General features: G+C 42.2%; 21 protein-coding genes. All 21 read left to right on the top strand.

The window, feature by feature from the left end; genetic code table 11:
• The first annotated feature begins 94 nt into the window (after positions 1-94).
• Positions 95-1948: a protein translocase subunit SecD gene (gene secD, locus AU255_RS13675; protein WP_080523499.1), complete on the top strand. Its 1854-nt coding sequence runs from the start codon at positions 95-97 to the stop codon at positions 1946-1948.
• Positions 1949-1962: 14 nt separating this feature from the next.
• Positions 1963-2886, top strand: coding sequence for a protein translocase subunit SecF (gene secF / locus AU255_RS13670; RefSeq protein WP_080523498.1), 924 nt, complete (start codon positions 1963-1965; stop codon positions 2884-2886).
• Between the two features lie 260 nt (positions 2887-3146).
• The gene (ndk, locus tag AU255_RS13665; protein ID WP_080523497.1) at positions 3147-3578 is read left to right on the top strand and encodes a nucleoside-diphosphate kinase; all 432 of its coding nucleotides are present in this window, start codon (positions 3147-3149) and stop codon (positions 3576-3578) included.
• Entirely contained in the window at positions 3550-4665 is a 1116-nt protein-coding gene (gene rlmN, locus AU255_RS13660) for a 23S rRNA (adenine(2503)-C(2))-methyltransferase RlmN (RefSeq protein WP_080523496.1), read from the top strand. The genes ndk and rlmN overlap by 29 nt, the downstream gene beginning before the upstream one ends.
• Positions 4655-5434, top strand: coding sequence for a type IV pilus biogenesis/stability protein PilW (pilW, locus tag AU255_RS13655; protein ID WP_080523495.1), 780 nt, complete (start codon positions 4655-4657; stop codon positions 5432-5434). The genes rlmN and pilW overlap by 11 nt, the downstream gene beginning before the upstream one ends.
• Before the next feature lie 18 nt (positions 5435-5452).
• Positions 5453-6718, top strand: coding sequence for a histidine--tRNA ligase (gene hisS / locus AU255_RS13650; protein WP_080523494.1), 1266 nt, complete (start codon positions 5453-5455; stop codon positions 6716-6718).
• A gap of 30 nt (positions 6719-6748) precedes the next feature.
• Positions 6749-7396 carry a YfgM family protein gene (locus tag AU255_RS13645; RefSeq protein ID WP_080523493.1) on the top strand — a complete coding sequence of 216 codons (648 nt, stop codon included), beginning with the start codon at positions 6749-6751 and terminating at the stop codon, positions 7394-7396.
• Positions 7397-7461: 65 nt separating this feature from the next.
• Entirely contained in the window at positions 7462-8643 is a 1182-nt protein-coding gene (gene bamB, locus AU255_RS13640) for an outer membrane protein assembly factor BamB (protein ID WP_080523492.1), read from the top strand.
• Between the two features lie 113 nt (positions 8644-8756).
• Positions 8757-10187, top strand: a complete 1431-nt coding sequence (der, locus tag AU255_RS13635; RefSeq protein ID WP_080523491.1) for a ribosome biogenesis GTPase Der — start codon at positions 8757-8759, stop codon at positions 10185-10187.
• A gap of 68 nt (positions 10188-10255) precedes the next feature.
• Positions 10256-10771, top strand: coding sequence for a thiol peroxidase (gene tpx, locus AU255_RS13630; RefSeq protein WP_080523490.1), 516 nt, complete (start codon positions 10256-10258; stop codon positions 10769-10771).
• 20 nt (positions 10772-10791) lie between these two features.
• Complete coding sequence (gene tsaB, locus AU255_RS13625; protein WP_080523489.1) at positions 10792-11514, top strand: tRNA (adenosine(37)-N6)-threonylcarbamoyltransferase complex dimerization subunit type 1 TsaB; 723 nt, start codon at positions 10792-10794, stop codon at positions 11512-11514.
• 60 nt (positions 11515-11574) lie between these two features.
• Positions 11575-12198 carry an L-threonylcarbamoyladenylate synthase gene (locus AU255_RS13620; protein WP_080523488.1) on the top strand — a complete coding sequence of 208 codons (624 nt, stop codon included), beginning with the start codon at positions 11575-11577 and terminating at the stop codon, positions 12196-12198.
• Position 12199: 1 nt separating this feature from the next.
• Positions 12200-12850, top strand: a complete 651-nt coding sequence (locus tag AU255_RS13615) for a site-2 protease family protein (protein ID WP_080523487.1) — start codon at positions 12200-12202, stop codon at positions 12848-12850.
• A 7-nt stretch (positions 12851-12857) separates the two neighbouring features.
• Positions 12858-13661, top strand: coding sequence for a segregation and condensation protein A (locus AU255_RS13610; protein WP_233144675.1), 804 nt, complete (start codon positions 12858-12860; stop codon positions 13659-13661).
• A 19-nt stretch (positions 13662-13680) separates the two neighbouring features.
• A complete protein-coding gene (gene scpB / locus AU255_RS21220) occupies positions 13681-14484 on the top strand; it encodes an SMC-Scp complex subunit ScpB (RefSeq protein WP_332889060.1) in 804 nt (267 codons plus the stop codon).
• Positions 14484-14792: a DUF3301 domain-containing protein gene (locus tag AU255_RS13595; protein WP_080523483.1), complete on the top strand. Its 309-nt coding sequence runs from the start codon at positions 14484-14486 to the stop codon at positions 14790-14792. The genes scpB and AU255_RS13595 overlap by 1 nt, the downstream gene beginning before the upstream one ends.
• Positions 14793-14940: 148 nt before the next feature.
• The gene (locus tag AU255_RS13590; protein ID WP_080523482.1) at positions 14941-16563 is read left to right on the top strand and encodes an NAD(P)/FAD-dependent oxidoreductase; all 1623 of its coding nucleotides are present in this window, start codon (positions 14941-14943) and stop codon (positions 16561-16563) included.
• A gap of 195 nt (positions 16564-16758) precedes the next feature.
• Entirely contained in the window at positions 16759-17187 is a 429-nt protein-coding gene (rplM, locus tag AU255_RS13585; RefSeq protein ID WP_080523481.1) for a 50S ribosomal protein L13, read from the top strand.
• A 20-nt stretch (positions 17188-17207) separates the two neighbouring features.
• Positions 17208-17600, top strand: a complete 393-nt coding sequence (rpsI, locus tag AU255_RS13580) for a 30S ribosomal protein S9 (protein WP_080523480.1) — start codon at positions 17208-17210, stop codon at positions 17598-17600.
• 225 nt (positions 17601-17825) lie between these two features.
• Entirely contained in the window at positions 17826-19220 is a 1395-nt protein-coding gene (gene dnaB, locus AU255_RS13575) for a replicative DNA helicase (RefSeq protein ID WP_080523479.1), read from the top strand.
• Complete coding sequence (gene alr, locus AU255_RS13570; protein WP_332889059.1) at positions 19217-20302, top strand: alanine racemase; 1086 nt, start codon at positions 19217-19219, stop codon at positions 20300-20302. The genes dnaB and alr overlap by 4 nt, the downstream gene beginning before the upstream one ends.
• The last annotated feature ends 204 nt before the right edge of the window (positions 20303-20506 follow it).

Genomic DNA, 20506 nt, shown 5'->3' with positions numbered 1-20506 from the left:
CATGGCAAGAGTTAGCTGTTTTTAACTCCTGAGTGTGCTCATTCTTCGTTGGCGCAGACAGCGCTAAACATTGATTTATCTTGTTGGACTTATCATGCAAAACCATTTCCCTTTATGGAAAAACCTACTGATTCTCGCCGTTCTGGTCTTGGGGATAGTGTATTCATTACCCAATCTTTATGGTGATGATCCATCCGTACAAATATCAGTGAGCGATGCCACTGACATAACAGAATTACAGCTGACCCAAATCGAAGGCACACTGATTGATGCCGATATCACTGCAAAAGCGGTGGAAGTAGAAGGCAGTAAAGTGTTAGCACGCTTTAATAATACTAATGACCAGATGCGTGCTGCAGATTTGTGGCGTAATAGCCTTGGTAACCGTTATATTGTAGCTTTGAATTTGGCACCGGCAACACCTGAATGGTTACGTGCATTAGGTGCCAAACCTATGTATTTGGGACTGGACTTGCGTGGTGGGGTGCATTTTCTTTTGGAAGTCGATATGGGCGCTGCAATAAAACAAGCTGAGGAACGTTATAATAATGATGTTCGTCTGGCGTTGCGTACGGCTAAAATTCGCTATAAATCGGTAACTTTCGACAATGGCGCGATTAAAGTTGTATTGCGTGATGAGCACGACAAACTAGCCGCCATCGCGATGGTGGATGATGAATTTCGTAAATTGAATTTGAAAGTAGACGAAACTCAGTCAGTGATTTATTTAAGTATTTCAGAGCAGGAAATAAAAGAAATCAAGAAATTTGCCCTGGCGCAAAATATTACAACCTTACGTAATCGTGTTAATGAGCTAGGTGTTTCCGAGCCTGTGATTCAGCAGCAAGGTGATAACCGCATTGTTGTGCAACTACCTGGTGTTCAGGATACGGCGCAAGCGAAAGAAATTCTTGGTACAACAGCAACGCTGGAATATCGCAAGGTGGATACTGAACATGATGTGCAAAGAGCAGTAAACGGGCGCATACCAGCAGGCTCCAGCCTTTACTATGAGCGCGATAGCAAGGCACCTGTGTTATTAAAGCGACGGGTGATTATTACTGGAGATGAGATTGTTGATGCTTCATCAGGTCTGGATCAAAATGGTTCTCCATCTGTTAATATTACCTTAAACGGTATCGGCGCCAAGAAAATGGGTAAATTCACTAAGGATAATATAGGCCAGCCTATGGCTGTCGTCTTTATTGAACAGAAAAGTACGACGATCATGGTGAATGGCAAAAAAGTACGACGCAAAGAAAAAATTGAAGAAGTTATCAGTGTTGCAACGGTTCGCGATGCCTTTAGCAAGCGTTTTCAAACGACCGGTTTAGATAGCCCTCAAGAAGCGCGTAAGCTTTCTTTATTGCTAAGGGCAGGTGCATTGGCTGCTCCTGTGGATATCGTTGAAGAGCGTACTGTAGGTCCAAGCCTGGGACAGGATAATATTAATAAAGGTATGTTGTCTGTGCTGGTGGGTTTTGTATTGGTGCTAGTTTTTATGGCGGTTTATTATAAAATTTTTGGTCTTATTGCTAATCTGGCCTTGACCTTTAATCTGGTGGTTATTGTTGCAGTGCTATCCATGTTACAGGCCACGTTAACTTTGCCGGGTATTGCCGGGATTGTTTTGACCGTAGGTATGGCGGTTGATGCGAATGTGTTAATTTTTGAACGTATTAAAGAAGAGCTGCGCAATAGGAACTCTCCTCAAACGAGTATTTATCTTGGATACGAAAAGGCCTTTGCAACGATTTTTGATGCTAATATCACCACTTTATTAGTGGCTCTGGTGTTATTTGGTTTTGGTACCGGCTCGATTAAAGGTTTTGCAATTACTCTGGCTATAGGGATTTTAACTTCCATGTTTACTGCTATTTTAGGCTCTCGTATGATGATTAACTGGATATACGGTTCTCGTCAACGTATTGATAAGCTATCTATTTAGGAAGGAGAAATACTATGAATAAACAAATTGATTTTTTAGGTAAACGTCGTTTTGCCGCTATTTTTTCCGGTTTATTATTGATAGCGTCCATTGTTTCTTTAGCTAGTCAAGGTTTAAAGCTAGGTATTGATTTCACTGGCGGCACCTTGGTAGAAATCGGCTATAAACACTCAGTCGATCTGAAGAATATGCGCGCGAGTCTCGAAACAGCCGGTTTTGATGATGCAACTGTGCAACACTTTGGTTCGACACAAGAGATTTTGATTCGCCTAAAACCGAGGGAAGGCTTAAGTAGTGCCCAGCTTAGTACTGAAGTTGCTGCTGCGGCAAGTAAAGCAATGGCGGAGACGGGTGATATACGCAGAGTTGAGTTTGTCGGTCCTCAAGTCGGTGAAGAATTGACTGAAGATGGCGGTTTAGCTTTGTTGTACTCCATGTTTGGTATCTTGATTTATGTTGCCTGGCGCTTTGAATATAAATTTGCTTTAGGTTCTGTCGCAGCATTAGTTCATGATGTCTTGATTACTCTGGGTTTTTTCTCAATATTACAGCTGGAATTTGATTTAACTGTTTTAGCAGCTGTTCTGGCGGTGATTGGTTACTCGCTAAACGATACCATCGTTGTTTATGATCGTATTCGTGAGAATTTTATAATGCTGCGTACAGGTACAGCAGAAGACATTATGAATGCCTCGTTGAATCAGACTTTAAGTCGTACCATTATGACCTCTTTTACAACACTTTTAGTGTTAATTGCATTGGCATTATTAGGTGGTGAAATTATTCATAATTTTGCGATTGCTTTAACTGTTGGTGTGGTCATAGGAACTTATTCCTCTATTTTTGTCGCAAGTCCTTTAGTGCTGGCATTAGGTGTCAGTAAAGAAGATTTGATGCAGCCTGAGATTGAAGGCGACGATATAGACGCCATGCCATAGAGAGGGCAATAGCGTATGTATTGAGTTTTGAAGACGTGAGAATACACAGCTAAGGAATGAGTATTTATTAACTTCGACATTTGATAAGGAGTGCAATAGCTATTGCTGTGTATGACGAAAAAAGCTAAAGCTTTTTCACTCCTGTTCAAGTTATTAACGTCTTATTCCTAAGATCTTTAACAAAAAACAATTTCGATAAGATTCCTAAAAGAAATCTTGCACTATTTTTAATTTATTATTTAACCTGGAGTTTGAAACAAATGGCAGTAGAACGTACTTTTTCTATCGTAAAACCTGATGCAGTAGCCGCTAACAATATCGGTGAAATTTATAGTCGTTTTGAAAACAATGGTCTACGCATTGTTGCAGCAAAAATGATGCAATTAACTAAAGAAAAAGCAGAAGGCTTTTATGCTGAGCATAGCGAGCGTGGTTTTTTCAATGATTTAATCTCTTTCATGACATCTGGTCCAGTAATGGTTCAGGTTTTGGAAGGCGAAGGCGCAGTTATGAAAAACCGTGATTTAATGGGTGCAACTAATCCTAAAGACGCGGCTCCAGGTACAATCCGCGCTGATTTCGCAACTAGCATTGATGAAAATGCAGCGCATGGTTCAGATTCAGCTGAATCTGCAGCACGTGAAATTGCTTATTTCTTTTCAGATGCAGAAATTTGTGACCGTATCCGTTAATAAAGAAAAAATAAATCTACTCAATTTTGACAGAAAGGGCTTACAGGCCTTTTTTGCCGAAATTGGCGAGAAGCCGTTTCGCGCCACCCAGTTGATAAAATGGATTTATCAGGAAAGGGAGTATGATTTTGATCAAATGACTAATTTAAGTAAGTCCTTGCGGGCTTATTTAAAAGAGCATTGTTGTATCATTGCGCCAGATATTATTTTTGAACAAGTCGCCAGTGACGGTACCCGTAAATGGGTTGTGGAAATGGGCGGTGGCAATAAAGTTGAAGCGGTTTATATTCCTGAAGAAAATCGTGCAACACTGTGTGTATCATCACAAGTAGGCTGTGTGTTAGCCTGTACTTTTTGTTCTACTGCGCAACAGGGTTTTAATCGTAACCTGAGTACTGCTGAAATCATTGGTCAACTAATGGCTGCGAATGAACGCGTTGGAGAGCAGGGGCGAGTCACCAACGTTGTAATGATGGGTATGGGCGAGCCTTTATTGAATTTTGACAGTGTTGTGTCTGCGATGAATTTAATGACTGAGGACTTTGCCTTCGGTTTGTCTAAGCGTCGAGTGACCCTCAGCACTTCGGGTGTGGTTCCGGCAATGTACCGTTTAACTGAAGTCTGCGATGTTAGTATGGCCGTCTCATTACATGCACCGACTGATGCAGTACGTGATATTTTAGTGCCGATTAACCAGAAATACCCTTTAAAAGAATTGATGGCAGCATGTCAAAAATACATAGCAACATCGCCTAGAGGTTTTATTACCTTTGAATATGTCATGTTAGATGGCGTGAACGATTCGCTGGCTGATGCGCGGGCACTGGTGAAGCTACTGAAAAACGTACCTTCAAAAATGAATTTAATCCCCTTTAATCCATTCCCGAATACTAAATACACATGTTCTTCAAAAGAGGTTATTGATCGTTTTAGAGATGTATTGTATAAAGCCGGGATTGTGACCACTGTGCGCAAGACGCGCGGTGAAGATATTGATGCTGCCTGCGGGCAGTTAGTCGGTAAAGTTAATGATAAAAGTCGTAGGGCTGAGAGATTGATACGCTTGGAGGCTCAGCATGCAAAATAAACAAGTCTGGCTACTAGTGCTGATGGGATTGATAACAGCATGTTCTTCAACTGATGAAAAGGAAAAAGTGGCCTATGTTGAACAAGAGCCTGTTCTTCTGGATCGCTCGACTAAAGATCGTGCTAAAACATTAACCGAGCTGGGTTTGGCGTATTATCAATTAGAGAAATATCAGTATGCACAGGACAATCTGGAGCGTTCGCTAAAGCTGGATAATACTAATGCGACGACCTATCAGATTTTCGCCTTAATTAAACAGCGTAGTAAGGACCCCGAGAAAGCACAGTATTATTTTGATAAGGCATTAAAGCTGGCACCTGATGATTTCGATATACTCACTGCCTATGCTGTTTTTCTATATGAACAAGGTCGTCATGATGAAGCTCTGCCTTTGTTAAACCGGATCGTCAATGCACCGTTCTATAAGAAAAAATGGGTCGCCTATAGCTATCTGGGATTATATGATTTACAGAATGGTCAGCAAAGACAGGCTGAGATAAAGTTTTATAAAGCGTTACTGGCTGATCCGGAGTATTCTCTGGCTTTATTTGAGATGGCTAAAATTCGCTATGCAAAAGGTGACATGATGTCTGCCAGAGCCTATATTGAACGCTACTTTAGTGTAGCGGGAAATACTTTGGATGGCTTAGAGGTGGGTATTAAAATAGAAACGGCATTACAGACATATGATCTGGTTGAGCAGTATCAACTGGAATTAAAGCGCAGCTTCCCTTATTCAGATGCGGCAGCAAACATAAGAAGCTTTTAATCGGATAAAGATTTATTTATGGTAAAGAATATTCAGGCAATTCGTGGTATGCACGATGTGCTCCCTGAGCAGACTGTCCGCTGGCAGTTTGTTGAGCGGCATGTAAGAGATGTTTTAGGTACCTACGGTTACCAAGAAATACGCTTGCCTATCGTCGAAAAAACAGAATTATTCAAACGTTCGATTGGTGAGGTAACCGATATAGTCGAAAAGGAAATGTATACTTTCGATGATAGAAATGGCGATTCGTTAACCTTGAGGCCTGAAGGCACAGCAGGCTGTTTACGGGCTTGTCTGGAACATGGCTTATTACATAATCAGGTGCATAGACTCTGGTATTATGGCCAGATGTTTCGTTATGAGCGTCCGCAGAAAGGACGTTATCGTCAATTTATACAGTTAGGTGTCGAGACCTACGGTATGGCCGATGCGGATATAGATGCTGAATTAATCTTACTCAGCCATCGACTATGGCAGCGACTAGGTATCAGTGATACGGTAGAGTTGCAATTAAATTCGCTGGGTACTATTGCCGAGAGAGCTGTATATCGTGAGCAGCTGGTCGAATATTTTAGTGCCAACGCTGAGCAACTGGATGAAGATAGTCAGCGTCGTTTGCTGAGTAATCCGCTACGTATTCTGGATACCAAAAATCCTGATATGCAGGCATTGGTTGAAGCTGCACCGAAACTGATGGAGTTTTTAGGTGCGGAGAGCAAAGCGCATTTTAGCAAACTCACAGATACCCTCGATGCGCTGGGAATTGCCTTTACGCTGAATAAGCGTCTGGTAAGAGGCCTGGATTATTATAGTAAAACTGTGTTTGAATGGGTCACTACTGAGCTAGGAGCCCAGGGTACTGTGTGCGCTGGTGGTCGTTATGATGGTCTGATTGAACAACTCGGTGGCAAGCCAAGCCATGCGGTTGGTTTTGCTATGGGCATGGAACGTATCCTGGCTTTATTAGAAAATCGGGATGATCTGAATAATATCCAGACTGTCGATGCGTATATGATCTTAGTCGGTGAAGCAGCACAGCATGCGGGTATTGTGTTGGCAGAAAAGATAAGAGATGATGTGCCGGGTTTGAGATTACAAATGCATTGCGGTGCAGGCAGCTTTAAAAGTCAGTTTAAAAAAGCAGATAAAAGTGGCGCGCATTACGCATTAATTCTTGCGGAAGATGAAATCTCGAATGAGACTATCGGTATTAAATTCTTGCGCACTGATGAAGAGCAGCGTTCGGCTACTTATGCGGAGCTTATTGAGTTATTAACCGCCTAAAATTTATATTAACGATTAAAAGGTAAAAAAGTGGAAATTTACGATACTGAAGAAGAGCAAGTTGCAGCTTTAAAAGATTGGTGGAAAGGCAATGGAACATCGGTTATAAGCGGAATAGTCATGGCTATTATTGCTGTTGGTGGCTGGAGTTTGTGGCATAGTTATCAACAGGATAAAATGAACCGGGCTTCATCATTATATGAGCAAATAATAAAAGCTGAAGAAGCGGGCCAAGTTGAGTCTGTTGATGAAATTGCCGATAAATTGAATACCAACTACAATTCGACTGCTTATGCTGCCTATGCCCTTTTATTCGCAGCAAAAGAAAAAGTTGAACAACAGGATTTAGTTGCTGCGAAAGAGCAATTGCAATTAGCGGTTGCTACCAGCAATGACACTGAAATAACACACGTCGCGCGTACCCGTTTGATTAGGGTGCTATTGGCTCTACAGGAATATGAGCAAGGCCTGGGGCTTATTGCCGATGTTGACCAGTCTTCTCTGGGCGGCTTTGGAGCTATTTATGATGAACTAAAGGGTGACTTATATGTCGCCATGGGACGTGTTGGAGAGGCGCGAACTGCTTATCAGGCTGCTTTGTCAGCAGGGCAAAGTTCACCATTACTACAATTTAAACTGGATGATTTAACAAGCTCTGATAGTGCAGATGCGCTGTAGAAGATATATTGAACCAGAGTGTCATATATGACACTCTGGCCTAATAAGCAAACACTGATTTCTAAATGCGAAGAATTTTAGCTTTATTATTTATTTTAGGTTTGACGGGTTGTGCAACTTTGACCAATATGACCGATAGTGTGGGTGACTTATTCAAAGATTCGGATAATTCAGAGCCGCCGGCAGAGCTGACGGAGTATCAGCCAGAAGTAAAACTTGAGGTCTTATGGGATAAATCTGATGGCAACGGTACCGATGACCTGGCACTTAATCTGGTGCCAGCAGTTGCTGATGGACGGGTCATTATTGCTGATCACGATGGCTTGATTCAAGCCAGAAGCTTGCTGGATGGTGAATTGTTCTGGGAAGTTGAAACAGACTTGCCTATTTCATCAGGTCCGGTTATTGATGGTGATTTACTCTTTGTAGGTACCAGTAAAGCAGATGTTCTGGCATTAAACACCAATACAGGCGAGGCTGTCTGGAAGCATCAAGTTTCAAGTGTCGTCCTGGCATTACCAGTTATGGTCGGCAATAATCTGATTGTTCGTTCTGCTGATGGCTTTGATGTCGCGCTGAATAGAGAGGATGGTACGCAAGTCTGGGTTGTTGAGCATAGTATTCCTGCCTTAACGGTTAGAGGTGACGGTGCGCCAGTAGCCGTTGGAAATATGGTGATCATCGGTTACGCTAATGGTAAATTGATTGCCCTTAATTCAACCGATGGTGCACATATATGGGAAGCCAGTGTTGCTGTTCCTCATGGCCGTTCTGAAATAGACCGTCTTTCCGATCTTAATGGAACGCCAGTTTTAAGAGATGACATTATTTTTGTCAGCAGTTATCAAAGTGGTGTTAATGCTGTTATGCCTATAGATGGCGAGGTCTTATGGCGCAATGAAACTATCTCTGCTTATCAAGGTTTAAGTGCTGACTATAGTTATTTATATTTATGCGATGCAAACAGTGATGTGTGGCAATTAGATCAACGTAATGGCGCTTCTTACTGGAAGCAAACTGACTTACATCAACGACGCTTATCAATGCCTGCAGTTTATGGTGATTATGTGGTCGTCGGTGATTTTGAGGGTTATTTACACTGGCTGTCCAAAACGGATGGTCGCTTGCTGGGCCGCATAAAAATTACTGATGAGCCTATTGTTGCCCAGCCTGTTGTGGTTGAAGATACGCTTTATGTTTATGCCTCTGATGGGACTTTAGCTGCAGTTAAAGTATTATTGTTTTAAGCTATAAGCTGGTTATTTCAACTTACGAATCTCACATCATATAACTGCAGGCTATTTAAGCCTGCCTTGAATCGGGCTTGCATAGAGTTCGGTGCTTTCAATACGGAATCTGAATGACATTACCCGTTATCGCTTTAGTTGGTCGACCTAATGTAGGGAAATCGACCTTATTTAATTATTTAACCCGTACGCGTGATGCCTTGGTTGCTGATTACCCTGGATTAACACGCGATAGAAAATATGGGCGTGTAAAACGCGGAGAAACCCCCTATTTATTGGTGGACACTGGGGGGATAACTGATGATGTAGATGGTATTGATTCAGTAGCCAGAAGGCAGGTGCAGCTTGCTCTGGAAGAAGCTGATGTGGTCTTGTTTTTAGTGGATGCGCGTGAAGGCATGAACAGTGCTGATGAAGCTATTTCCACAATGCTGAGAAAACTGGATAAACCGGTTATTCTGGTAACCAATAAAATTGATGGTATCAATGCAGAAATTGCGACGGCAGATTTTCACCGTTTAGCTATGGGTAATCCAGTTGCTATTGCTGCGGCAAATGGGCGCGGGGTCAATGAATTATTGCAAAGAGTCAGTGCTGAATTACCTGAAGCAACAGAGGAAACAGATGCTGAGTTACATGATCAGGGTGTTGCCATTGCAGTTGTGGGTCGGCCTAACGTAGGTAAATCAACTTTAGTTAATCGCTTACTCGGTGAAGAGCGAGTAGTTGTTTTTGATGAACCAGGTTCTACACGAGACAGTGTTTATATCCCTTTTGAGCGGAATGGGAAAAAGTATACACTGATTGATACTGCAGGTATGCGTCGCCGGGCTAAGGTTACTTTGGTGGTGGAGAAATTCAGTATCATTAAAGCATTGCAGTCAGTAGAAAAAGCCAATGTAGTAATTTATTTAATTGATGCCAGTGAAGGTATTACCGATCAGGATGCTCATTTACTTGGTATGGTGCTGGATGCCGGTCGTGCACTTATTATCGGTTTTAATAAATGGGACGGCCTGGATTTTGATCAACGCGCCCTGATCAAGCGTCAAACTGAAGTTAAATTGCCCTTTTTAGATTTTGCTGAAAAGCATCCTATCTCTGCCTTGCATGGAAGTGGTGTCGGTACTTTATTCGATGTAGTACATAAGTTATATGATGCTGCCATGGTGGATATGTCCACTTCGATATTAACGCAGATCTTAAAAGATGCTGTTGCCGGGCATCAACCTCCGATGGTCAATGGGCGTAGAATTAAATTAAAACATGCGCATCAGGGTGGGCGAAATCCACCTATTGTGGTCGTGCATGGTAATCAGACAGATTTAATTTCGGCAGCATACGAACGTTATTTAATAAATTATTTTCGGACTAAACTGAAACTGGAAGGAACGCCGATACGGATAGTTTTTAAATCCCCTAAAAACCCTTTTAAAGAAGTCAAAAATAAATTAAGTGACCGACAATTACATAAGAAAAAACGCTTAATGGAGCACCATAAACAGAAAAAAATATCCTTAAAAAAGAAAAATAGAGGTGCATAGAGTGGATTGAAATCCATTCAATTTTCCAGGTAGAAATAGACGCTGAAAACAAATTACGAGGTAAAAATATGGCTAAATTAACATTTAAACCAGGCAATGATGAAATCGTCATAAATACCAGTGGAGAACTACCTGCAGTAGGCTCTAAAGCACCTGATTTTAAGCTGGTTGATGGAAGGCTTAATGATGTTTCTCTGGCAACTTATGCGGGTAAACGGAAAATCCTGAATATTGTTCCAAGCCTGGATACACCGGTGTGTGCAGCATCAGCAAGAGCTTTTAATGAAAAAGCTGAACGGGTAGATAATACAGTAATGTTGATGGTTTCTGCTGATTTGCCTTTTGCTCAAGCGCGTTTTTGTGAATCTGAAGGTTTAAAACAAGTATTTCCTGTGTCTACTTTTCGCTCTGGTTTTGCGGATGATTATGGTGTACGTCTGGTCGATAGTATGTTGGCAGGATTAACGGCACGAGCGGTGGTGATTATTGATGAAAATGATCGCGTTATCTATACCGAATTAGTCACAGAAGTTACTCATGAGCCAGATTATGACGCGGCTTTAGATGCATTGAAAGATTTATAATTGCTGTTGATATTACAGTCATGAAAATTTTAGCGGTTGATACGGCAACTGAAGCTTGTTCGGTTGCGCTTTATATAGACGGGGAGATCAGAGAGTATTTTGAAATAGCACCGCGAAAGCATGCACAGCTGTTATTACCGATGATCGATGGTTTAATGGCTGAAGCGGAATTAAAACCACAGCAGCTAGATGCGATTGCTTTTGGTTGTGGCCCCGGTTCTTTTACCGGTCTTAGAATTGCAACAGGGGTTATGCAGGGGATTGCCTATGGTGCTGATTTACCGGTAGTGCCGGTATCGACCCTGGCTGCGATCAGTCAGGCATGTCTGCAGAAAACAGAGTACGATACCCTGTTTACGGCTGTTGATGCGCGTATGGGTGAAATATACTGGGCGGTTTATCAGCGCGATGCAGAGGGTGTTGCCCGGCTTACAGGCAAAGAAAGAGTTCAGCCAGCCACGGATGTAGAAGCTTTGCAACTAACAGGCTATGGCATAGGCTCTGGCTGGCTAAATTATCAGCAACAATTAGCAGCCCTTCTAGGTGAACAATTGATTGCCTATGATGCTGATTATTTGCCTCATGCTGCAGAGATTGCCTTTCTGGGTGCCATTGGTGTGCAACGCCGGCAAACAGTTCCCGTTGAACAAGCTATGCCCGTGTATTTGCGAGATAAAGTGGCAAAAACAACCGCAGAAAGAGATGCGCTAAAGATAGCGCATGTTTTGCAGAGCGAGCGTTAGTTCGTTCTACCCTGTACATCAACGTTAAATAGTCTATAAATAGAATTCTGGTAAGAGAGTATGGCTCATTTTATTGAAATACATCCTGTTAACCCGCAATCACGCCTGATTTATCAAGTAGTAGAGATTGTACGTAAAGGCGGGGTAATTGTTTATCCAACTGATTCAGGGTATGCATTAGGCTGCCTTATAGGTGAAAAAAAGCCTTTAGATACCATAAAAAGGATTAGGCATCTAGATGATAAACATAACTTTTCTTTGGTTTGTAAAGACCTGGCTCAATGTTCAGGTTTTGCCAAGCTTAGTAATGATGCGCATCGCTTAATCAAAGCGCTTACTCCCGGACCATTTACTTTTATAGTCGATGCGACCAAAGATGTGCCTAGACGCATGCTGCATGCAAAACGCAAGACCATCGGTATTCGTATTCCGGATAATAATATTGCCTTGGCTATTGTTGAAGAACTTGGCAAACCTTTGCTTAGTTCATCCTTGATTCTGCCAGGCGAAGAATATGCACTGAGTGATCCTTATGAAATTAGAGAAAGACTGGAAAATGAGCTCGATTTAATTATTGATGCAGGGATTGTCAAGAGTGAAAATAGCACGATCATTTCCTGTGCCGGTGATCAGGTTGAAATTGTGCGCCAGGGTATAGGTGAAGCGCCTATGTTGGAGGATTAAGATGGATGAATTAACATTAATACAAAAAGTTGTTGTCTGGGTAGTGCCGGTTATTTTTGCTATTACCGTTCATGAGGTCGCCCATGGTTGGGTGGCTAAATATTATGGAGACAATACTGCATGGATGCTGGGGCGTTTAACTTTAAATCCGCTTAAACACATAGATCCTGTTGGAACAATACTCGTGCCTTGTTTAATGCTGGCGTTTACTGGTTTTGTGTTTGGTTGGGCCAAACCGGTACCCGTGAATGTAAGGAATTTACGCAACCCCAAACATGATATGGCTGTCGTGGCATTAGCAGGCCCTGTTGCTAATCTATTAATGGCTATAGGCTGGAGTTTATTTATAAGGGTAGCGCTGTTAATAAATATAACTGAGTATTCTGTGCCAATGATTTACGTGGGTATAGCTGGAATTATGATTAATCTGGTTTTGGGTTTGCTAAATTTATTGCCTATTCCACCTTTAGACGGTAGCCGTATTCTGTCCTGGGCTTTGCCGGGACGCTGGAGTTATTATTACAATCAGTTTGAGCAGTATGGTTTCTACTTATTGGTATTGTTGTTAATGACTAATAGTCTGGGCATTATTTTAGGTTATCCATTAAACCTTGCTAAGAACCTGTTTTTTACTTTAGCGGGTTTACAATAAGTTGACTGTGGATGCCAGCTTGCATGTCGGGGCGGCAATTGCTATTGTTTCTGGCCAGCCATATCTGGAATTACCTGAAGATTTATATATACCACCTGATGCGTTAAGGGTCTTTTTAGAAACTTTTGAAGGGCCTTTAGATTTGTTGCTGTACTTGATCAGAAAGCAAAATCTGGATATTCTTAATATACCGATTGCGCAGATCACCAGGCAGTATATGACTTATATTGATGTGATGAGCGATTTGCAACTGGAATTGGCCGCAGAATATTTGCTGATGGCTGCTTTGCTTGCAGAGATAAAATCACGTATGCTATTACCCAGGCAGGCGAATCCTGAAGAAGATGAAGAGGATCCGCGGGCAGTTTTGGTACGTAGACTACAAGAATACGAGCGTATTAAAAAAGCAGCAGAAGATTTAGAGGAAATTCCACGCATGGAGCGGGATATTTTTATCGCAACTGTGGATACCTCAACAGTCAATGTCCATAAATGCCAGCCCGAAGTGCAATTACAGGATATAGTACTTGCCTTGCAAGGCGTATTGCAGCGAGTTGAGCAATTAAGTCATCATATAATTACTAAAGAGCCCTTATCAGTCCGTGAAAGAATGGCCCACATTATGGGAAGACTCGAAGACACGAGTTGCTTCCTTTTTACACGACTCTTTACCCGGCAAGAAGGTAAAGCAGGAGTTGTTGTCACGTTTCTTGCCATTCTTGAACTCAGCAAAGGAGGGCTTATCGAAATTCTCCAGGCAGAGCCCTTCGGCGAGTTACGGGTCCGACTTAAACCAGCAACTACCCCCTGACATAATCGAACAACCCGTATTGTTTGAGCCGGATGAGCCAGTAGACTTCCAGCCAGAGCCAGAGCCAGAGCCAGAGCCAGAACTCGAAACTGAACCTGAGCCCGAGCCCGAGCCCGAGCCCGACATACCCGTTCCTGTCATAGAAACTCCGCGTAAAAGTAAAAAACAGGCAGTGAAAGTAGAAGTACAAGAACAAGAAGCAGTCGTTGCTGACAAGATGGGAATTACAGAACAGAGTCAGCAGTTAAATGCAGTGGCGCCTGAACCTGTGGATGCTAATAAAAAAATTAAGCGTATTATCGAAGCCTTATTATTTGCCGCAGAGCAGCCTATGTCGGTGGCCCAATTGCATGCTGTTTTTCCAGAATTAGAAGCCCCTGAAAAACAACAAATTCAAGATGCAATCGATTCCTTATGTTATGACTATCGGCAACAGGCAGTTGGTCTGCATCAGGTTGCCAGTGGCTATCGTTTTCAGGTGAAAACGGATATGGCACCTTGGGTGGCGCGCTTGTTTGCTGAAAAGCCACCAAAATATTCCAGAGCATTATTGGAAACCATCGCTATTATCGCCTATCAGCAACCGGTAACGCGTGGTGATATAGAAGAAATTCGCGGTGTAAGTGTCAGTTCCCATATGATCAGGACTTTATTAGAAAGAGAGTGGGTTAAAGTTCTGGCGCACAAGGAGGTCCCAGGGCGGCCGGCTTTGTATGGTACAACCAAACAGTTTTTAGATTACTTTAATCTACAATCATTAGATGCAATGCCGCCGTTAGAAGAGTTACAGGCATTAGCGCTGGAAGGTGAGTTAGAAATATAATGTGGCCCGATATATTGATGATACTGCTGTTTACGGCAGGGTTTTTGTACTGGCAAAGTAGCCAGAAGGTCAAAGAGTTTGCTCTGGCAGCAACGCAACGTCATTGCCATGAGATGGAATTGCAAATGCTTGATGGTTATGTCGCTTTTAATGCTTTTTCCTTAAAACGGGATGGCAGAGGGAAAGTACATATAGCTCGTGGTTATCAATTTGAATTTTCCTCTACCGGCGCTGAACGCTATAACGGACAAATACAAATGTTGGGCAGGCGGGTAGAATCAATTCAGTTAGAGCCGTATCGTATTTAACTATATTTCCCCACGATCATGACAGTGACAAGTATAAATATGCCGCGTATGCAAAGTCTAATGCACGTGTGTTAGTTTTGGTAGACCCTGCAGACCTTCTTAATTTGATTTTTTGATTCTTTCAAACCCTGGTTTTCACAAATAAAGCATGTTACGTATAAGCAATATCAAACTCCCCCTAGATCATACGGATTCCGATTTACGCATGGCTATTGTCAGCAAATTAGCCATTAAAAACAGTGAATTGCTGGAATATCGTATATATAAACGTAGCTATGATGCTCGCCAAAAGAAAAACATATTTTTTATCTATACTCTGGATGTAGATACCAGCAAAAATTCACAGCTATTAGAACAGTTTGCGGATGATGCACAAATTAAAGTCAGACCTGATGATAGCTACCGGTTTGTCACCCAGGCACCTGAAGTATTAATTGAGAGACCTATAGTAATTGGTATGGGGCCTTGTGGTTTGTTTGCCGGGTTGATATTGGCTCAAATGGGTTTTAAGCCGATTATTCTTGAACGTGGCAAAGAGGTGCGCGAACGTACCGTTGATACTTTTGGCCTATGGCGTAAACGAAAACTGAATACTGAATCCAACGTGCAATTTGGCGAAGGGGGCGCAGGGACATTTTCTGATGGCAAGCTGTATACACAAATAAAAGATCCACAGCATCACGGGCGTAAAGTGTTGGAGGAATTTGTTGCTGCAGGTGCACCGGAAGAAATTTTATATCTGAGTAAGCCGCATATCGGAACCTTTAAGCTGGTTACCATGGTTGAGAAAATGCGCCATACCATTGAATCTTTGGGTGGAGAAATTCTTTTTGAACAACGGGTTGATGATGTATTAATTGAAAATCAGCGCGTGCAGGGCGTCATCCTGGCAAGTGGTGAAACTTTGCTCAGCCAGCATATAGTTTTCGCCATCGGGCATAGTGCGCGTGATACTTTTAAAATGTTATTTGCAAAAGGGGTGTATGTCGAAGCGAAACCTTTTTCCATAGGTTTTAGAATAGAACACCCGCAATCCTTAATTGATCAATGCCGCTTTGGCGATTACGCTGGCAATGAATTGCTGGGTGCTGCAGACTATAAACTGGTACATCACTGCAAGAATGGTCGTTCAGTGTATAGTTTCTGTATGTGTCCCGGAGGTACTGTTGTTGCCGCTACTTCAGCTGAAGGGCATCTTGTGACTAATGGCATGAGTCAATACTCGCGCAATGAACGTAATGCAAACAGTGCGATTGTTGTTGGAATTGACCCGGAGAACGATTATCCTGGCTACCCTCTGGCAGGTCTGGATTTGCAAGACCGGTTAGAAAAACAGGCTTTTGTCTTGGGCGGGGAAAGCTATGACGCGCCCGCGCAATTAGTGGGAGATTTTCTTGGCAATAAGCCAAGTCATGAATTAGGCAGTGTTGAGCCTTCTTATAAGCCGGGCGTCAAACTGGGTGATTTAAGCAATAGTTTACCTGATTATGCGATTGCTGCTATTCGCGAAGCGATTCCCGCATTTGATAAAAAAATCCGCGGATTTGCCATGCATGATGCCGTTTTAACAGCCTTGGAAACGCGCACTTCATCACCGATACGCTTAAAAAGAGACCGGGAGTCACTGCAAAGCATTAATACTCGGGGGCTTTATCCGGCGGGGGAAGGAGCAGGGTATGCCGGTGGTATTTTATCTGCCGCCGTTGATGGTATTAAAATTGCCGAAGCACTTGCACTGGATATGGTAAGTAATCAGGTAAGTAAATCGTAATTCAAGACGTATAAAAAATACTAACCTTGAAAGGCGCGAAAATCAGAAATATTTACCAGATAGGATTTTTTTTGTTTTCCTGAATTTGCCATCACACTCTGTACTTTTATTTTTATTTATGTATAGACTTGAAAGAAAAATTTAAATTTAATATAATGAGCGGCTAACTTAAAATCTTACAAAAAGATAACGAATATGAAAACATTTAGCGCAAAACCAGCTGAAGTGAAGCGCGATTGGTATTTGATCGATGCAGAGGGTAAGACGCTTGGACGTCTGGCTACCGAAGTTGCACGACGCCTTCGCGGTAAGCATAAGCCAGAATATACACCTCATGTAGATACCGGTGATTATATTATCGTCATTAATGCTGAAAAAATTGGCGTGACAGGTAATAAAGAAAAAGACAAAATGTACCACCGCCATTCAGGTTACATTGGTAACTTGAAAAGTGTGAGTTTAGGTAAATTAAGAAAAACTTTTCCGGATCGCATTATCAATACTGCAGTTCAGGGAATGTTGCCAAAGAACCCACTGGGTCGTGCAATGTTCAAAAAATTAAAAGTGTATGCGGGCCCTGAACATGGTCATCAAGCTCAACAACCCAAAGTTTTAGAACTTTAGGCAACTAACAGGTTAATATCATGGCAGAAGCTCAATATTATGGAACAGGACGACGCAAAACTGCAATTGCACGTGTTTATGCGAAATCAGGTTCTGGACAAATTACAGTTAACGATAAAGCAATTGACGTTTATTTTGGTCGTAAAACCGATGAAATGGTTGCTCGTTCACCGTTAGAATTATTAGAATTAGCTGATAAATTTGATATCAATGTTACGGTTAAAGGCAGTGGTCCTTCAGGACAGGCTGGTGCTATCCGTCACGGTATCACGCGTGCTTTAATGGTGTACGATGAAACATTGCGTGCAGAGTTAAGAAAAGCGGGTTTTGTTACTCGTGATTCACGTAAAGTGGAACGTAAGAAAGTCGGTTTACACAAAGCGAGAAAGCGTCCTCAGTACTCAAAACGTTAATCGTTTTTCGATATGCTGTGTTTCATGGACTTGTCCTGATAAATACAGTAAAAATCGATCAACAAAAAAGGGTTGTAATTATTTGATTACAGCCCTTTTTTTATGGGTCATTATTAATATATTTCGAATACATGCTAGCGCGAAGTATAATTTATTTTTTTAGTCTCAAGTGTTAATCACAACAAGTAGACTAAAGTGAAATCCTCTTAATATTATAACAAGCGTATGGCTGATAAAGAATTTAGAAGTCGCGACAGAGCGGTAGACTCTTTAAAAGTACCGCCACATTCTATTCAGGCAGAGCAATCCGTATTGGGTGGCTTGATGCTGGATAATGAACGTTGGGATACGGTTGCTGATAAAGTAAATGAAGTTGATTTTTATCGTAAAGATCATCGGGTTATTTTTCATGCTATTCAGGATTTAGCTGAAAAACAGGTTCCTTTCGACATCGTTACGATATCTGAAGCGCTAGGTAAATTGAATGAGCTGGAAAATGCCGGCGGTTTAGCATATTTAAGTGTATTAGCTAAAGATACTCCCAGTGCGGCAAATATTATTGCCTATGCCAATATCGTCCGTGATCGTTCGGTGTTGAGGCAGTTGATTCATGTGGGTACAGATATATCTGAATCCGCTTTTAACCCGGAAGGCCAGACAACCAGCGACTTGCTGGAAGGTGCTGAAAAAAGCGTTTTTGAAATTGCTGAACAGCGTCAAAAAGGGCAGTCTGGATTTGTTTCGATAAAGGATTTGCTGGGTACTGCAGTTGAAAAAATCGAATTACTCTTTGAACAAGAAGGCAATATTACCGGAGCCAGTACTGGTTTTACCGACCTGGACGAGATGACTTCAGGTTTACAGGCGGGTGATTTGATTATCGTTGCCGGGCGACCTTCGATGGGTAAAACAACAATCGCAATGAATATGGCAGAAAATGTTGCAGTAGGTAGTGGCTTGCCTGTTGCAGTATATAGTATGGAAATGCCAGGTGATTCATTAGCGATGCGAATGATGTCATCGCTAGGTCGTATTGATCAGCATAAAGTAAGAACGGGTAAACTAGATGATGATGAATGGCCGCGACTCACCTCAGCTATAAATTTACTCGCTGAAACCAAGTTGTTTATTGACGATACTCCCGCACTGACACCGAATGAAGTGCGTTCCAGAGCCAGACGCTTAACACGTGATCATGGGCAATTGGGCTTAATCGTATTGGACTATTTGCAATTAATGCAGTCTCCCTCTAGTGGTGAAAGTCGGGTTGCACAAATCTCTGATATTTCGCGGGGTTTAAAAACCCTGGCCAAGGAAATGAATGTGCCCGTGGTTGCCTTATCTCAGTTAAATCGTAACCTTGAGCAACGGCCTAATAAGCGCCCGGTAATGTCAGATTTACGCGAATCAGGAAGTATTGAGCAGGATGCTGACGTCATCATGTTTGTTTACCGTGATGAAGTATATAACGAAGATAGTCCGGATAAAGGTATGGCCGAATTAATTATCGGTAAACAAAGAAATGGCCCGATTGGTACTGTGCGTTTAACCTTTTTGGGTAAGTACACTCGTTTTGAGAACTATGCACATGACCCTTATGCAGATGGAGATTATGAGTGATTCCTGCAGCCGCGCATATTGAGCTAAATATAACGGCTTTACGCCATAACGCTTGTAGAGCAAGAGAATTTGCCCCCGAAGCGAAATTAATGGCGGTGATTAAGGCAAATGCCTATGGACATGGATTGGTACTAGTGGCTAATTCTCTGGCCGAATTTGTTGATGCATATGCAGTGGCGCGCATTGATGAAGCGGTTCGATTGCGGGCAGCGAATGTGCAGCGAAGAATATTAGTTTTACAAGGTTTCTCCAGCCTTGATGAACTTAAACTAATGCAGCGCTATCAACTGGAATCGGTCATTTACACAGAGCAGCAAGTCGATATATTAGAGGCTGCAAATTTACCAGGTACGCTGACTATCTGGTTAAAAATCGAAACTGGAATGAACCGACTGGGATTTCGGCCTGAGCGGTTTGTTGCTGTTCTGCAGCGCCTACAGCAATGCAGTAGTGTGCATGCTGAAATCAGCTTTATGACGCACTTTGCTAATGCGGATGATCTTCAGGATAATAAAACCACTCAGCAGTTACAGCTGTTTAACGAAACGACGAAAAATTATTCCGGTGCAAAAAGCAGTGCCAATTCAGCAGCGATTATTGCCTGGCCAGCGACGCGTCAGGATTGGGTAAGACCGGGTCTGATGTTATACGGTGCTTCCCCTATGTTACAGCAAACAGCGCAACATCAAGGATTAGTGCCGGTGATGAGCCTGTATGCGCGGATTATTGCGATTAAACAGCTTAAAAAGGGTGCAACAGTGGGTTACGGTGGAACCTGGCAAGCCGCTAAAAACACATTACTTGCTGTAGTATCCATAGGATATGGCGATGGTTATCCGCGTCATGCAAAACAAGGAACACCGGTATTAATAAATAATCAGCGCATGCCTCTGGTTGGTCGTGTGTCTATGGATATGATTACCGTGGATATAACTGAGCATGCAGGTATAAAGTCAGGTGATCAGGTATTGTTATGGGGTGACGGTTTGCCAGTTGAAGAGGTTGCCGCATGTGCAGATACTATTCCCTATACCTTGCTGTGCGGCATTACCCAGCGCGTGCAAATAGTGATAAAGGAGTAAAAAAGATATATCGGTTTCCTTGTTAAATTAGTACTTTCAAATTTCAGTTATGTTCGCCCTCACATTAAATGAGAATGAGCCTACTTTATTTGTAAACAGCTTGCAAACATACGCCAGGAACTAAATGAAGTGCAAATATAAATAGACTGATATGTGGTTTGATAAATGTATCTTACATTTTTTTAAAAGAAACTGGAAAATCTT

Source organism: Methyloprofundus sedimenti (assembly GCF_002072955.1).
In the GTDB taxonomy this organism is placed as follows: Bacteria; Pseudomonadota; Gammaproteobacteria; order Methylococcales; family Methylomonadaceae; genus Methyloprofundus; species Methyloprofundus sedimenti.
Note: the sequence above shows the minus strand (reverse complement) of the source record. Positions and strands in the feature narration are given on the sequence as shown.

Coding starts and splice junctions, on each gene's coding strand:
- secF (WP_080523498.1), top strand. CDS start 1,963: ATGAATAAACAAATTGATTTTTTAGGTAAACGTCGTTTTGCCGCTATT.
- rplM (WP_080523481.1), top strand. CDS start 16,759: ATGAAAACATTTAGCGCAAAACCAGCTGAAGTGAAGCGCGATTGGTAT.
- AU255_RS13620 (WP_080523488.1), top strand. CDS start 11,575: ATGGCTCATTTTATTGAAATACATCCTGTTAACCCGCAATCACGCCTG.
- hisS (WP_080523494.1), top strand. CDS start 5,453: ATGGTAAAGAATATTCAGGCAATTCGTGGTATGCACGATGTGCTCCCT.
- pilW (WP_080523495.1), top strand. CDS start 4,655: ATGCAAAATAAACAAGTCTGGCTACTAGTGCTGATGGGATTGATAACA.
- AU255_RS13595 (WP_080523483.1), top strand. CDS start 14,484: ATGTGGCCCGATATATTGATGATACTGCTGTTTACGGCAGGGTTTTTG.
- AU255_RS13590 (WP_080523482.1), top strand. CDS start 14,941: ATGTTACGTATAAGCAATATCAAACTCCCCCTAGATCATACGGATTCC.
- secD (WP_080523499.1), top strand. CDS start 95: ATGCAAAACCATTTCCCTTTATGGAAAAACCTACTGATTCTCGCCGTT.
- tsaB (WP_080523489.1), top strand. CDS start 10,792: ATGAAAATTTTAGCGGTTGATACGGCAACTGAAGCTTGTTCGGTTGCG.
- rlmN (WP_080523496.1), top strand. CDS start 3,550: ATGCAGAAATTTGTGACCGTATCCGTTAATAAAGAAAAAATAAATCTA.
- ndk (WP_080523497.1), top strand. CDS start 3,147: ATGGCAGTAGAACGTACTTTTTCTATCGTAAAACCTGATGCAGTAGCC.
- dnaB (WP_080523479.1), top strand. CDS start 17,826: ATGGCTGATAAAGAATTTAGAAGTCGCGACAGAGCGGTAGACTCTTTA.
- AU255_RS13615 (WP_080523487.1), top strand. CDS start 12,200: ATGGATGAATTAACATTAATACAAAAAGTTGTTGTCTGGGTAGTGCCG.
- tpx (WP_080523490.1), top strand. CDS start 10,256: ATGGCTAAATTAACATTTAAACCAGGCAATGATGAAATCGTCATAAAT.
- rpsI (WP_080523480.1), top strand. CDS start 17,208: ATGGCAGAAGCTCAATATTATGGAACAGGACGACGCAAAACTGCAATT.
- bamB (WP_080523492.1), top strand. CDS start 7,462: ATGCGAAGAATTTTAGCTTTATTATTTATTTTAGGTTTGACGGGTTGT.
- der (WP_080523491.1), top strand. CDS start 8,757: ATGACATTACCCGTTATCGCTTTAGTTGGTCGACCTAATGTAGGGAAA.